This window comes from Shewanella sp. CG12_big_fil_rev_8_21_14_0_65_47_15 (assembly GCF_002783505.1).
Taxonomy (GTDB): Bacteria; Pseudomonadota; Gammaproteobacteria; order Enterobacterales; family Shewanellaceae; genus Shewanella.
In genome coordinates this window covers 38,940-52,410 of sequence record NZ_PFGL01000070.1, presented here as the reverse complement: position 1 = coordinate 52,410, position 13,471 = coordinate 38,940, and the positions used below count along the sequence as shown (strand labels likewise).

The window sequence follows — 13,471 nt, the reverse complement described above, 5'->3', positions numbered from 1 at the left end:
ATGGCGTTAAGTCTGGCATGGCGCCTGTTTAAGCGCGAGTTGCAGCAAGGGCAATTGTTATTGATTATCCTCGCCATTACGCTCGCGGTGTTGTCAGTGAGTGGGTTGGCGCGGGTGAGCGAGCGCCTGCAAGTGGCTATCAATGGGCAAGCGACGCAGTTTATCGCCGCCGATAGGATCATCGATTCGCCGGTCAAAATTGACGCAGCAATTTTAGCCACAGCCGAAGATCTCGGGCTTAAGCATGTGACTAACATGCAATTTAATTCTATGGTGTATTCGGGAGATAAGTTTCAGCTAGTCACAGTGCGTGCGGTTGAAGCGGGTTATCCACTCAAGGGCGACATTGAACTCACCAGCGGTAAAACCAAGGACTTACCCCAAGCGGATGAGATCTGGTTTGAGACGCGCCTAGGCGGACTCTTAGGTTATCCCAAATCCATCGAGCTAGGTAACAGTGAATTTGTGCTCAGTAATGAGATCAGCCGTTTACCCGATGCGGGTTTTAATCCCTTCGCCTCATCACCCGTGGTCTTGATGCGGATAGAGGATGTGGCCAAAACTGGGGTGATCCAGCCGGGCAGCCGGGTAACCTATCTGTATCAATTTACGGGGGATGAAGCCTCGCTTACGGCCTTTGAGCAAAGTGTGAAACCGCTATTAAATAGCTCTCAGCGCTGGGTCGATGTGCAATCCGGTGACTCGCCCATCGCGGGTGCGGTTAAGCGAGCGGAGCGATTCTTGTTGCTCGCCAGTTTAATGGGCATTGCGCTGGCCTGCGCTGCAATTGGGATCGCCGCCCAGCGTTATTGCCAGCGTCATTACGATGTGGTGGCCATGCTGAAAACCTTTGGTGCCTCGGCGAAACAAATTCGGTTGTTGTTTGGCATGCACTTACTGCTAGTGACGTTACTGGGGATTGGCTTAGGTCTTATCGGGGGGGGGCTACTCGATTTTGGGATCAGTTACTTATTACCACCCGAAATTGCCGCCTATTCCCCACCACTCACACGACCATTATTGCTTGGTATTGGTACCGGACTTATCAGTGCCTTTATGTTTTCGGCCTATCCATTGTTGCGATTACTGGCTATCCCGCCGCTACGAGTACTACAGCGTCAGTTAGAAGGGTTACAGCTTGGCATGTGGTTGCATTTCTTACTGAGCTTAGGGGCGATGACGTTACTAGGCTATTTGTATTCCCAAAGTTGGACTTTGACCCTGACCGTCGTCAGTGCGGTATTGCTGCTCGGTGTGCTATTAAGTGTGCTTGGGTTTGTGATGATACGTCTAGGCCACAGTGTCGGAATGAAGACTACCAATCCCTTGCAATTGGCACTGGCGGGATTGAGGCGTCGTGCCCGGCAAAATGCGGTGCAATTGGTGGGTTTTAGTGCCGCCTTAGTACTGTTATTAACGATTCTCGCCCTAAGACAAGATCTGCTCAACGAATGGCAAAAACAGTTACCCGAAAATGCGCCTAATTACTTTCTCGTTAATATCGCTCCAGACGATGCTAAGCCCTTGAATGATTTTATGACGGCTAAGAGTATAGCGGCGACGGACATTTATCCTGTGATCCGCGGCCGTTTAACCCAAATTAACGGTGAAGCACTGATCTCAAATGAGCAGGCCGAGGCGGGTGAACAGGGCAGAGTGGGCATTTCAAGGGAGCTTAATCTGACTTGGCGCAAAACCTTGCCCGCGAATAACGAACTACTGGAAGGTCACTTTAATCAAGCCGCCGATGAAGTGTCGGTGGAGTCCGGCGTGGCGGAACGTTTGGGTATCGGCATTGGCGATAAATTGACTTATGTCATTGATAATCAAGAACTCATAGTTAAAGTTGCCAGCATTCGCGCCGTGCACTGGGAAACACTGCAGCCAAATTTCTTTATGATTTTTACCGAGGAGGCCTTAGCGCCCTTTGCTTATACCTCGATGGCGAGTTTCTATCTGAATGATCAGCAAGCTATGAATGACCTGTCAACAAATGGCCAAGCCACAAACAGTCAAGCGCTGAATGCCGATGGTACGCCTAAGGATGCGGTGATCCTGGCGCTTATTCAGCAATTTCCGACCATATCTATCATAGATGTGGGTGCTATGGTGGGACAGCTCAGACAGATCATCGAGCAAGTGTCATTGTCACTGACCTTAGTGCTGGTGCTGGTATTGTTCGCCAGTGCCTTAGTCTTGATTGCCCAGACTGAAGCTGGCATGGCGACTCGACAGCGTGAATTAGCTGTGCTGCGTACCTTCGGTGCTTCGGGATGGCTATTGCGCAGTGCAACGGGGTTAGAGTTCGCCTTACTTGGCGGTATTGCGGGCGTGCTTGCCGTGATAGTCGCCGAATTTGCGCTCTATCTACTTAAGACTCAAGTATTTGAACTCAATGTATATATGCACTGGCCTTGGTGGGGAATCGCCCCTGTTTCAGGCGCCTTGCTGGTGGCCTTACTCGGCGTATGGCGTTGCCGGCAATTGCTCAATCAATCTTGCTCTGAACTATTAAAGGCGAGCAGCTAGTTAAAGGTGGGCAGCCAGTGCTTGATTGCACTGGTAAATAATTATAGAGGGGAAACTATGTTCAAAGGAATAACAACATTGCTTAAGGATAATCGCTCCTTTTTGCTGTTTATCGGCTTAATGTTAGTGTTTAGAAGCGCCGTGGCCGATTGGAATACAGTGCCATCGGGTTCTATGCTGCCGACTATCGTCGAAGGCGATCGGATTCTGGTGAACAAGATGGCCTACGATCTTAGGCTGCCCTTTACCCATATCGCCTTAGTCAAACTGGCGGATCCCGCCCGCGGTGATATCGTAGTATTCGACTCGAAAAAGGCCGATAAAAAACTGATTAAGCGGGTGATTGCCGTGCCGGGCGATACTGTGATGATGCGGGATAATCGTTTGTATTTAAATGGTGAACCCTTGGATTATCGATCCCAAGCCCTGAGTCCTTATGCTCCGGCTGATGTCATTGAAATGCAGGAGGATTTACTCGGTATAGTCCACAGTATTAGGCTTAACCCCGTTCCCTCAAGCCTTGCTAATTTTGGGCCTGTCACAGTGCCAGACGCGCATTATCTGGCCTTAGGGGACAATCGAGATAATAGTGCCGACTCTCGGGTTATTGGTTTTGTCCCCCGGGATGAGATAGTCGGTCGTTCAAGTTCCGTCATTTTCTCCCTCGATTATGAGGACTATTACTTACCCAGAGCCGAACGCTTAATGCGCGCGTTCTAGCCTTAATTATTTTCAGCTAGGGGAGTTAGTTTACTTAACTTGCAACAATATCCGTTAATGCCGTTTCAAGTTCGCTGTATTTAAATGTAAAACCCGCTTCGAGTGCCCGTTTAGGTATTACAAACTGGCCCTCGGTCAGGAGTTCTGACATTTCCCCCATAGCGAGTCGCAGCGCCAGTGGTGGGGTTGTGATCAGGGCTGGGCGGTTAAGTACTTTACCTAAGGTCTTGGCAAATTCACCGTTGCTTACGGGATTGGGAGCTGTAGCATTGAATATCCCCTGGCAATTTTCCCGATTGAGTAGAAAGTCGATAAGTGCAATAACATCATCAAGATGTATCCAGCTCATCCCTTGGCGGCCATGACCTATGGGGCCTCCGAGGCCGAGTTTGAAGGGGGGTAACATTTTAGCAAGGGCTCCACCTTGGCCGAGCACTATTCCTATACGGATAATACAGACGCGGGTTTTATCCGATGCGGCGTCCAGGGCTAACTGTTCCCATGTGCTGCAAATCTCATGGCTGAACTCAATGTGGGGTTGACTAGTCTCATCTAAGCGTTGCTCGCCCTGACGACCATAAAAACCGATGGCTGAGCCACTCACCATGACCTTAGGTGGGGTTGTGCTTTGTTTTATCAGTTGACTCAGCCTTGCGGTGATATTCCAGCGACTGGCACAAATCTCTTGTTTTTGACGCTTGCTCCAGCGTTTAGCAACGATAGGTTCACCCGCTAAATTCACTACCGCATCGAAGTGATTTAAATCGTCAATATCATTGAGGCTGGTAAGGTATTGGTGGCTAGCGCTCAGCAACTGTCGAGCCTTAGTGGGATGGCGTGACAATATGGTCAGTTGGTGCTCGCTGGCCAACAGGGTTGCCAGTTGGCTGCCAATAAATCCGCTTGCGCCAGTGATCAGTATATTCATGGAACCTCTCTTATCGGTTTGCTGAATCCTGCATCTTCAGGTTGTCTGGGTATATATACCGAAATACGGCGTGAAGCGATCACTGAGTTTGGAGATTTTTAGTGGGATTATTTTTGATAACACAACTCCATAGAGACAGAATCGGCAAAGCGTAGGGCATGGGGTTTGTCGATTTCGACACTGGCAAACTCCACCCAAGGATGTTCACTGGCGATAGCTAAGGTTTGACTGGTGAGATTTTCGAGTAATGAGAAACGGTTGTTCTCAATTAACTCAATCATTTTTTTGGTAATAGTGCGGTAATTGAGCGCATCTTCAACATTATCACTGTTACGGGCATGTTCGGCACAATAATGGATGATGACATTGACTATCACATCCTGCCTATTTTGAATTTCATCTTCTTTTATACCGATAAAAGTGCGAAGTCTTAAGTTTTTAATGCGTATAATCGCGGTTTCTGGTTTCATAATGATAGTTTGCTATTTAAGTCTTAGGTGCATGAGATAATCATTTTTCTCGCGCTAGCCTAACAATTTTATCTAAGATCAAGAAGGATTTTTAATAAATGACGCGAGCTAATGTGCCCTCTGCAGCCTATCGCGGTTTTGCGGTAATGGCCTTTGTAGTGATTATTTTGGCAGGGATAAAGGCCGCGAGTCCAATCGTCGTGCCCTTTGTGCTATCGAGTTTTATTGCTGTGATCTGTAATCCTGCCATTGGCCAAATGACCAAATACCGCGTGCCTAAATGGTTAGCCGTGATCCTGCTGATGTGCTTTATTGTGTTGATGGGGCTGTGGTTAGCTTCCCTTGTCGGCAGCTCAATCAATGAGTTTTCCAAGCAATTACCTTACTATCGCGTGCAGTTAGTCGAGCAATTTGCTTGGATATTAAGTAAGTTACATGCCTTAAATATCCAGATATCTAAGGATCAGTTTTTAGCCTATTTCGACCCTGGCATGGCTTTGTCTATGACCACCAATATGCTCTCTGGTGTGGGCAATGTTATGGCCAACTTATTCCTGATCATTCTCACTATTGTGTTTATGTTGTTCGAAGCTCAGTCGTTACCGAAAAAACTGCATTTGGCACTGGACGATCCCGATATGCGGTTAAAACAGATAGATCGCTTCTTGCAATCGGTTAACCAATATATGGTGATTAAAACCTTAGTCAGTCTCGCTACGGGGATCATAGTGGGCATAGGATTAACCTTTATTGGGGTGGACTATGCGCTGCTATGGGCGGTTATCGCCTTTTTATTCAACTATATCCCCAACATAGGTTCGATTATTGCGGCTATTCCTGCGGTCTTGTTGGCCTTTGTCCAATTGGGCCCTGCGGAGGCTGGGGGCACAGCCCTTTTGTATCTAGGGGCGAATATGGTGATGGGCAATGTGGTCGAACCTAAATTTATGGGGCGTGGCCTAGGGCTTTCCACCTTAGTGGTGTTTCTATCGTTAATTTTTTGGGGCTGGCTACTTGGATCTGTGGGTATGCTGCTTTCAGTGCCATTGACTATGGTGGTCAAAATTGCCCTAGAATCGAGTAAAAGTGGCGGCTGGTTAGCGATCCTATTATCGGATGATGTGGAAGATAAGCTCGCACCTAACCTTAGTACAGTCACTCCCGTTAGTGAAAAAAACGACACCCATTCAACAGAGATTAAGTAGTAGATAATGCAAAGTTTTATACAAGCACTGGCGTCAATTGAACTAGGTGAAGATGCAGTGCGGCTATTCCATGGTCGCGGTGGACATTATGTCGGCAGTGAACATTTGTGTTTGGATTGGTTTGCGCCAGTATTGTTATTAACCAGTTTTACTCCACTGGAAGAGGTGGATTTATCGGTTTGCCATCGAGCCATTGCTGCGCGTTGGCAAGCGCTGCATCCTTCAACCCCGTTAAACCTTGTGTATCAGTACCGCAGTGCAGGCGAGACATTTTGCCAATTGCTGGAGGGTGAGGTTCCTGAACCCCATGTGGTGAGTGAGAATGGCGCCCGTTTCCAAGTGCATTTGATGCGTGGTCAGAACCACGGACTATTCCTCGATATGGCCAATGGTCGTCAGTGGGTGAGGGAGAGTGCGCGCCATAAGAAAGTGCTGAATTTATTTGCCTATACCTGTGGTTTTTCCGTTGCGGCGCTGCAAGGTGGTGCCGATGAAGTGGTTAATATGGATATGAGCAAAGGGGCGTTGGCTATCGGTAAGCAAAACCATTTGCTCAACGGTTTTAGTGCTGGAGCGCGTTTTTTGGGTCACGATATCTTTAAGTCATGGGGAAAACTGAAAAAACTCGGCCCCTATGGGATTATCGTTGCCGATCCTCCTAGTAATCAAAAGGGCAGTTTTGTGGCGACCAAGGACTATGTGCGTCTTATTCGCCGTTTACCCGAGTTACTTGCCGATAATGGTGAAGTGCTGCTTTGCTTAAATGCCCCTGAACTCGATACTCATTTCCTGCGCCAGCAGGTTGAAGAGGCCGCTCCAGCCCTAGAATATATCGAAAGACTGGCCAATCCCGCTGCATTTATCGATGTGTTCGAGGAGAAATCACTGAAAGTGTTACGTTATCGACTAAAGGGGAAAGAGATAATTTGATTGGGCACAGCTTACCACCGCTAAACCTAAAGGCCAGTTAGACTGGCCTTAGTTATATGTGACAAAAGATGGGGCTTGGCAAGTCAGCCACTTAGCCAATTATTGATTAAGTGCTTAGTAGCTTAGTCGTTCCGACAACAGTGATTGGCCAAAAGTTTCAATCACTTGACTCACCTGATTTTGGTCTAGATGTTTGAGTGCTGAAATTTCATCATAAAGTCTATCCTGGACATCTAATGGGATATTCATATGCTCCATAAACATGCGGATCCCTAATACATCGCCGTGGCTAAACAATGTCGTTAGTTTAGTGGCTTCAAGTTCAATGAGTGTGTTCATGTCTGCCTCCTACTCGCATCATGAGTTAATTGATAGCAGCTGGTGCACATTTTCCCAAGATTCTTTATTTGTAAGCCAGCGCTGTTAATAGCGTAAATGCATATTGACTTGGGAATGCCTGTTGAAAGACTTTCATAAATTCATTCTCGATTTCGACTTAAAATGCCTTGTGCGAGTGTTTTTATCGATTTCAACTAAACGAAACTGAAAGTTTTCTGTAATTATGCGTTGGGCTTTGATATACTCTCGGCCACGGAAATCCCTTTCCCCATGGGCAAAATGTCAGCATAGAACGGCATGCCTTTGCGACCTTACAAAATCGAGCAGGAGTTGTTATGGAAGTTCATGAATACGAAAATGCTTATTACCAAGTAAAAGACGATGTACTGACGTCTTTACCTGCTGAAAGCGAAGAAGAAGTGAGCCAAGCCTAAATTGAGTGTTAGGCTGACGGTAATTATGAGTCAGAAATAACAAAACAAGCATATTGAGATAGCAACCCTAGGGTTGCTATTTTTTTACCTATTCTGGATTAGCTGCGTGAATGTGTAGCGGCATTACAAAGGGGCTAGTTTGCACCTTTGACCAATGAGGGGACGCCTTAACCATTGACTTTGCGCTTTTCGGGCATGATCTCAACAATGATCCACTGATTACCGATTTTATGCAGGCGAATCGTTCGGTCGTCTATCCAAGGCTGCCCCCCTTTGAGTCCCTTCATTTTAATCACGACAATAACGTCTTTAGTAAATTTACGGAAAAAGTCGATATCAATGTCGTCAATCTCCATTTCGACATTGGTCATAGAGAGGCTGAGCATATTACGCTGCACCGCCGCAGCAATATAGTAATGGGTGAGCACTTCTTTAAGTGGGTCATTAACGTACTGCTTCGCCTTTTCGACATCACGATCGACATAGATAGCGTGAAAAAAACCAAGACTGACTTCTTCAGGGGTTAGCGTATGCTGATCCTTACCGGGATCGCCGCAACCAAACAGAAATAAGAAAGAGAGAAGAAATAAGGTTCGCATAGCTTTTAGTTATAGGAATTTGTTGTTAAGTATCGCGATTTTAGCGCCCATGTTCAAGTTTTGTAATAATTTAGCAGAAGAGTCAAAATGGGTTGACTGAGGGGAGGACACTGTGGCATATACTAAGGGATAAGCCCTAAAGGTTATCCACAGAATCTGTGGAAAACTATGTTGAAGACTTCAGTGATACTTTGTAACTCACTGATATTGTCTTGCTTTATCTGCTGGTTAAAAAGTGACGTTTTTCTATTTCCCACCAAAATCTCGATTTACTTGTGGATATTTTCATCGAATCACCAACTCTATTCACAATGCTTAGTGCTATTTAATAGCTATTTGCTTCGTTAAAGGAGCATTTCTTAGTTTTTCATTCTGCCCCATTCGTGGGTATGCTGTTAAGGTTTATTCAAAAGTCTATATAAAAAAGCACCGACATTTGCCGGTGCTGTTTTAGGTTAATTAGTGTTCAAATCTCTGGTTAACCTTTAGTGGCATCATTTTGCGAAGCTTGAATAGCCGTTAATGCTATGGTGTAGACTATGTCATCGACTAACGCGCCACGGGATAAGTCATTCACAGGCTTACGCATTCCCTGCAGCATTGGGCCGATACTGATAAGATCGGCACTTCGTTGTACGGCTTTGTATGTGGTGTTACCTGTATTGAGATCTGGGAACACGAATACCGTTGCTTGACCTGCGACTGGGCTATCGGGCGCCTTGGAGCGGGCGACGTTTGGCATGACTGCCGCATCGTATTGCAATGGACCATCGATAATCAGATCTGGGCGTTTTTCCTTGGCGATGCGAGTCGCTTCACGCACTTTATCCACATCAGAACCCGTACCAGAATTACCCGTTGAGTAGCTGATCATCGCCACTCTTGGCTCGATGCCGAAGGCTTTTGCAGACTCTGCCGATTGAATGGCGATATCAGCCAACTGCTCGGCATTGGGATCGGGGTTAATCGCGCAGTCACCGTAAACTAACACTTGGTCTGGCATTAACATAAAGAAGATGGATGAGACTAAGCTTGAACCCGGTGCGGTTTTAATCAGTTGCAGCGGTGGACGAATCGTATTGGCCGTAGTGTTAACGGCGCCAGAGACGATACCGTCGACTTCATTTTGCGCCAGCATCATAGTGCCTAGCACCATGTTGTCTTCTAACTGTTCTTTGGCAACGACTTCGGTCAGACCTTTGCTACGACGTAGATCTAGCATAGGTTCGACATAACGATCGCGCACTTCTTCGGGATCGATAATCACCACGCCTTCGCCCAGTACGACATCTTGCTGTGCGGCGATACGCAGGATTTCATCTTTTTTACCTAAAAGGACACAACGTGCGATACCGCGCTCGGCACAAATGGCTGCCGCTCTAATGGTACGTGGTTCATCACCCTCAGGCAGCACCACGGTTTTGTGTGCTGCGCGCGCCAGCTCGGTGAGCTTGTAACGAAATGCCGGTGGTGACAGGCGATGCTCACGGGGCGAGTTTTTGGTCACGCTCTCAATCCAGGTTTGGTCAATATGGCTGGCTACATAATCCTGCACTAAATCGATACGCACAGCGTCATCGACGGGGACTTCATGGTCGAAACGTTGGATATTTAACGAAGTCTGCCAAGTGTTTGTATCAATTAAAAATACAGGTAGGCCTGTCTCGAAGGCTTGTTCACAGAGCTTAAGGATTTCTGACTCTGGCTCATAGCTTCCAGTCAGGAGCAGGGCGCCAATTTTCACGCCGTTCATGGCGGCAAGACATGCTGACACAATCACATCGGAGCGATCGCCTGAGGTCACCAGCAAAGAATCTGTCTTAATATGGTTGACCATATTAGGCAAGCTGCGCGCGCAGAAGGTCACTTTACGTAGACGGCGGGTGTGCATTTCACCGGCATTCAGAATACGTGCGCGTAAATGCTTGGCAAGATCTGAGGCTCGGGGGGCAACTAAATCGAGATTGTAGGGCACGCTACCTAAGATCCGCAGCGGGCTTTTACCCGGTAGCTGGAACATGCTGGCGGCATCGGAACGCTGAACCGCTTGGTGATCAAACACTTCCGATAAATCGGGGCGTGCACGACCTTCGTCGTCCACTGGGGCACCAATTTTGTTGATCACAGCGCCAATTAAGCGTTTGTTCTTTTTACCCCCCCAAGAATTGTAGGCGATTTCGAGGCGATTCATTAGGCCTGTCGGGGTGTCGCTGCCCGGCGTGGCAATAAAGATCACATCCGCATCCATGGCTTTGGCGATGGCGTAGTTCACATCGTCCGCGAAGGGATGATTACGGGTAGGGACTAAACCTTCGACTATGAGGGTTTCAGTATTGCTGGCACATTCCGAGGCTCGAGCAATGATTTGTTCCATCAACACATCGGTTTGATCGGCACGAATTAAGGCTTCCGCATGGGCCATATCGAAGGGCTCTAACGGATTAACCGTGGGCGACTTACTTAAAATGGTGGTCGAGCGTTCTGGGCCGCTGTCATTGGGGCGCAGCTGGGAAATGGGTTTAAAGAATTGCACTTTAACCCCATGACGCTCTAAGGCACGCACCATTCCAAGGCTTAGTGAGGTCAGGCCAACACCTGTGCCTATAGGAATTAACATAATATTTCGGGACATAAAAACCTCTAAGTTCGATGGTTTTTGGCAGATAAATATCTGCGAAATTGCTTGTAAATGGGCTAACTGTAGGTCGCTAACAATAAAGCCGTTTGAGTGAACAAACGGCTTAGATCATCTTATTATTTGGTGATAAGTTTAATGGAGTCTTCGGCGATAACCCACTCTTCATTCGTCGGGATCACCATGGCCACAGTACTGTTATCCTGAGTGATGATACCTTTCTTACCGAAACGAGCCGCCTTGTTGCGCTCACTGTCTACATGGAAATTGAAGATTTCCAGCATGCTGAGTACTTTTTCACGAATGAGTTCTGAGTTTTCACCAATGCCGCCAGTGAAGACGACTGCATCTAAACGGCCGAGTGGCACAGTGTAAGAGGCGATGTACTTAGCTAAACGGTAGCAGAAGATCTCTAGGGCCAAGGTCGCACCTTTATGGCCGTCGGCGTAACCTTCTTCGATGCCGCGGCAATCGTTAGTCAGTTCAGAAATCCCCAGCAAGCCACTCTGCTTGTTCATCATGTTGTTCACTTCTTCTAGGGTGTAACCTAATTGATGAACTAAGTGATAAATAATGGATGGATCTATATCGCCGCAGCGCGTGCCCATCACTAAACCTTCGAGTGGCGTCAGCCCCATTGAAGTGTCGACACTTTTGCCGCCTTTTACCGCGGTGACTGAGGCGCCATTACCTAAATGAGCGCAGATCACATTGGTTTCGGCTAAGGGCTTGTTGAGCATTTTCGCCGCTTCACGGCTAACGAATAAATGGCTAGTGCCATGCATGCCGTAACGGCGGATCCCGTGCTCACGGTATAACTTGTATGGCAGGGCATAAACGTAGGCGCGCTCCGGCATACTTTGATGGAATGCGGTATCGAATACTGCCACTTGGGGGAGTTTCGGGAAAGAAGCGATGGCGGCGCGAATACCGATAAGATGAGCAGGATTATGCAGTGGCGCCAGTGATGAACATTCTTCAATGCCTTTGATCACATGTTCGTCGATGATCACAGAGCGGGTGAACTTTTCACCGCCGTGAACGATACGGTGACCAACGGCTTGAATTTGTGCCGCTAGCTCTGGCTGGCCAGCAAGGATTTTATTAACGATAAATTCAACGGCTTCACGGTGAGCTGTGAAAGCGCCTAAGGAGGACTCATGCTTTTCGCCATTGATTTTCCATTTAATGCGTGAATCCTCTAAGCCAAAACACTCGGCTAGGCCAGAGATCTGATCGTCACCTGTTTGCGCGTCAATGATGGCAAATTTGAGTGATGAACTACCGCAATTGAGTACTAAAACCAGTTTATTAGACATGTGTAAGCCTTTTGCCATTGTGTTTAAGTTAACGATTCAAAAATCTTGGAACTCACTAGTATTTGCCGTCACAGTCTTGGGGCAAAGTGCCAGATTGTGCTATGGTAAAAGCAGTGTTCCATTGTAGTAGGTGTCTAAAATTGAGTATTGATATTCTCAAAACCTTAGGGGACGGTCGTCGTTATATGAAGACGTGGCCTATGGTTAGACAACTGGGTTTGTATTTTCCTGAGTATCGGGTGGTACGTGCCACTCAGCTTGCCATTCTGGTAATGCCAGTGCTGGCGATTTTTGCGAGTGTGAGCCAGTTATATCTTCACGGCTGGGCATTTTTGCCCCAAGCACTCACTATCGCGTTATTCTTTATTAGCCTGCCTATACAGGGTTTATTGTGGTTGGGTTGGCGTGCTCGCCATCCATTACCTTTATCGCTATTCGACTGGAGTAATCAGTTGAGTGCGAAATTGTCTGCCATGGGCATTCATTGTCATACCTTAGGTGCTAAAGCCTGCTACCTCGATATGGCGTTTATCTTAAAAATAGCCTTTGAACGCTTAGATGCCAGTTATTGGGAAGAGCTTTAAGACTCCCTTGGCGTCTTAGTACACAGCGTTAATGCCCAGGGAGCTAAATACGGCTTTAATTTTTTCCATGGTTTCGCGACTCGGCGGCGTAACGCCATCGAGTTGATAGGTTTCTCCCATCGCTTCCCATTTGTGTTTACCTAGCTCGTGGTAGGGCAGTAATTCCACCTTTTCAACGTTTTTCATCGGTTTGATAAACTCGGCTAGCTGTAATGCTGAGGCCTCATCATCGGTAAATCCACCCACCACCACATAACGTATCCACGTTGCTTGATTGCGTTTGGCGAGATACTCGGCAAATTGTAGTGTTCTGTGGTTACTGACCTTAGTTAACTCTATATGTTTGTCGTCATTCATTTGCTTGATATCGAGCAGGACTAAATCGGTATGGTCCAGTAACTCGTCGATGATGGGCGTGTACTTACGCACAAAACCATTGGTATCTAAGCAAGTGTGAATGCCTTCTTTTTTACAGGCTTTAAATAATTCAGCGACGAATTCGGCCTGTAAAATGGCTTCACCACCGCTGGCGGTGACGCCACCATTACTGGCATCGAGAAAAGGCCGATAGCTGATGATTTGACTCATTAACTCTTCGACCTGTACTTCTTTGCCACCATCAAGATCCCAAGTGTCACGGTTGTGGCAATATTGGCAGCGCATTAAACAGCCTTGCATAAAGGTGATAAACCGTATGCCTGGACCATCTACTGTGCCAAAGGATTCCACCGAGTGGATCCGACCGGTAACTGCCATTGTGACTCCTGTTTAAGTAAGTG

At 47.2% G+C, this 13,471-nt stretch carries 12 protein-coding genes; 5 read left to right on the top strand and 7 right to left on the bottom strand.

Annotated elements, in window-relative coordinates:
- Both COW15_RS19925 and lepB read left to right on the top strand, forming a co-directional pair.
- The gene (locus COW15_RS19925; RefSeq protein ID WP_293635371.1) at nt 1-2,529 is read left to right on the top strand and encodes an FtsX-like permease family protein; all 2,529 of its coding nucleotides are present in this window, start codon (nt 1-3) and stop codon (nt 2,527-2,529) included.
- Between the two features lie 57 nt (nt 2,530-2,586).
- A complete protein-coding gene (gene lepB, locus COW15_RS19920) occupies nt 2,587-3,249 on the top strand; it encodes a signal peptidase I (protein ID WP_293635369.1) in 663 nt (220 codons plus the stop codon).
- 34 nt (nt 3,250-3,283) lie between these two features.
- Here lepB and COW15_RS19915 read toward each other — a convergent pair whose 3' ends face one another.
- Together COW15_RS19915 and folX are read right to left on the bottom strand one after the other, a co-directional pair.
- A complete protein-coding gene (locus tag COW15_RS19915) occupies nt 3,284-4,177 on the bottom strand; it encodes a TIGR01777 family oxidoreductase (protein ID WP_293635367.1) in 894 nt (297 codons plus the stop codon).
- A 107-nt stretch (nt 4,178-4,284) separates the two neighbouring features.
- A complete protein-coding gene (gene folX / locus COW15_RS19910; RefSeq protein ID WP_007649227.1) occupies nt 4,285-4,647 on the bottom strand; it encodes a dihydroneopterin triphosphate 2'-epimerase in 363 nt (120 codons plus the stop codon).
- Nucleotides 4,648-4,745: 98 nt separating this feature from the next.
- Between folX and COW15_RS19905 the strand changes: the two genes are divergently transcribed.
- Nucleotides 4,746-5,852, top strand: coding sequence for an AI-2E family transporter (locus tag COW15_RS19905; RefSeq protein ID WP_293635362.1), 1,107 nt, complete (start codon nt 4,746-4,748; stop codon nt 5,850-5,852).
- Between the two features lie 6 nt (nt 5,853-5,858).
- Nucleotides 5,859-6,782 carry a class I SAM-dependent methyltransferase gene (locus COW15_RS19900; protein ID WP_293635360.1) on the top strand — a complete coding sequence of 308 codons (924 nt, stop codon included), beginning with the start codon at nt 5,859-5,861 and terminating at the stop codon, nt 6,780-6,782.
- A 114-nt stretch (nt 6,783-6,896) separates the two neighbouring features.
- On the opposite strand, the gene COW15_RS19895 is transcribed toward COW15_RS19900, so the two are convergent.
- From COW15_RS19895 to ackA, 4 genes are all read right to left on the bottom strand, one after another.
- A complete protein-coding gene (locus COW15_RS19895; protein WP_293635358.1) occupies nt 6,897-7,121 on the bottom strand; it encodes a hypothetical protein in 225 nt (74 codons plus the stop codon).
- Between the two features lie 601 nt (nt 7,122-7,722).
- The gene (locus COW15_RS19890) at nt 7,723-8,154 is read right to left on the bottom strand and encodes a hypothetical protein (protein ID WP_293635356.1); all 432 of its coding nucleotides are present in this window, start codon (nt 8,152-8,154) and stop codon (nt 7,723-7,725) included.
- A gap of 478 nt (nt 8,155-8,632) precedes the next feature.
- Complete coding sequence (pta, locus tag COW15_RS19885) at nt 8,633-10,786, bottom strand: phosphate acetyltransferase (RefSeq protein ID WP_293635354.1); 2,154 nt, start codon at nt 10,784-10,786, stop codon at nt 8,633-8,635.
- A 122-nt stretch (nt 10,787-10,908) separates the two neighbouring features.
- Nucleotides 10,909-12,108 (bottom strand): acetate kinase, encoded by a 1,200-nt coding sequence (gene ackA, locus COW15_RS19880; RefSeq protein WP_293635352.1) that lies wholly within the window; start codon nt 12,106-12,108, stop codon nt 10,909-10,911.
- 140 nt (nt 12,109-12,248) lie between these two features.
- On the opposite strand from ackA, the gene yfbV reads away from it, so the two are divergent.
- Nucleotides 12,249-12,692 carry a terminus macrodomain insulation protein YfbV gene (gene yfbV / locus COW15_RS19875; RefSeq protein ID WP_293635350.1) on the top strand — a complete coding sequence of 148 codons (444 nt, stop codon included), beginning with the start codon at nt 12,249-12,251 and terminating at the stop codon, nt 12,690-12,692.
- Nucleotides 12,693-12,707: 15 nt separating this feature from the next.
- Here the strand turns inward: yfbV and pflA are convergent, their stop codons facing one another.
- On the bottom strand, nt 12,708-13,448 hold the full coding sequence (gene pflA, locus COW15_RS19870) for a pyruvate formate lyase 1-activating protein (protein WP_293635348.1): 741 nt from the start codon (nt 13,446-13,448) through the stop codon (nt 12,708-12,710).
- Nucleotides 13,449-13,471 lie beyond the last annotated feature (23 nt).

What these genes read in the sequence shown, in the direction of transcription:
- COW15_RS19900 (WP_293635360.1), top strand. Translation starts at nt 5,859, where the DNA reads ATGCAAAGTTTTATACAAGCACTGGCGTCAATTGAACTAGGTGAAGAT.
- folX (WP_007649227.1), bottom strand. Translation starts at nt 4,647, where the DNA reads ATGAAACCAGAAACCGCGATTATACGCATTAAAAACTTAAGACTTCGC.
- COW15_RS19905 (WP_293635362.1), top strand. Translation starts at nt 4,746, where the DNA reads ATGACGCGAGCTAATGTGCCCTCTGCAGCCTATCGCGGTTTTGCGGTA.
- COW15_RS19925 (WP_293635371.1), top strand. Translation starts at nt 1, where the DNA reads ATGGCGTTAAGTCTGGCATGGCGCCTGTTTAAGCGCGAGTTGCAGCAA.
- ackA (WP_293635352.1), bottom strand. Translation starts at nt 12,108, where the DNA reads ATGTCTAATAAACTGGTTTTAGTACTCAATTGCGGTAGTTCATCACTC.
- COW15_RS19895 (WP_293635358.1), bottom strand. Translation starts at nt 7,121, where the DNA reads ATGAACACACTCATTGAACTTGAAGCCACTAAACTAACGACATTGTTT.
- COW15_RS19915 (WP_293635367.1), bottom strand. Translation starts at nt 4,177, where the DNA reads ATGAATATACTGATCACTGGCGCAAGCGGATTTATTGGCAGCCAACTG.
- pta (WP_293635354.1), bottom strand. Translation starts at nt 10,786, where the DNA reads ATGTCCCGAAATATTATGTTAATTCCTATAGGCACAGGTGTTGGCCTG.
- pflA (WP_293635348.1), bottom strand. Translation starts at nt 13,448, where the DNA reads ATGGCAGTTACCGGTCGGATCCACTCGGTGGAATCCTTTGGCACAGTA.
- lepB (WP_293635369.1), top strand. Translation starts at nt 2,587, where the DNA reads ATGTTCAAAGGAATAACAACATTGCTTAAGGATAATCGCTCCTTTTTG.
- COW15_RS19890 (WP_293635356.1), bottom strand. Translation starts at nt 8,154, where the DNA reads ATGCGAACCTTATTTCTTCTCTCTTTCTTATTTCTGTTTGGTTGCGGC.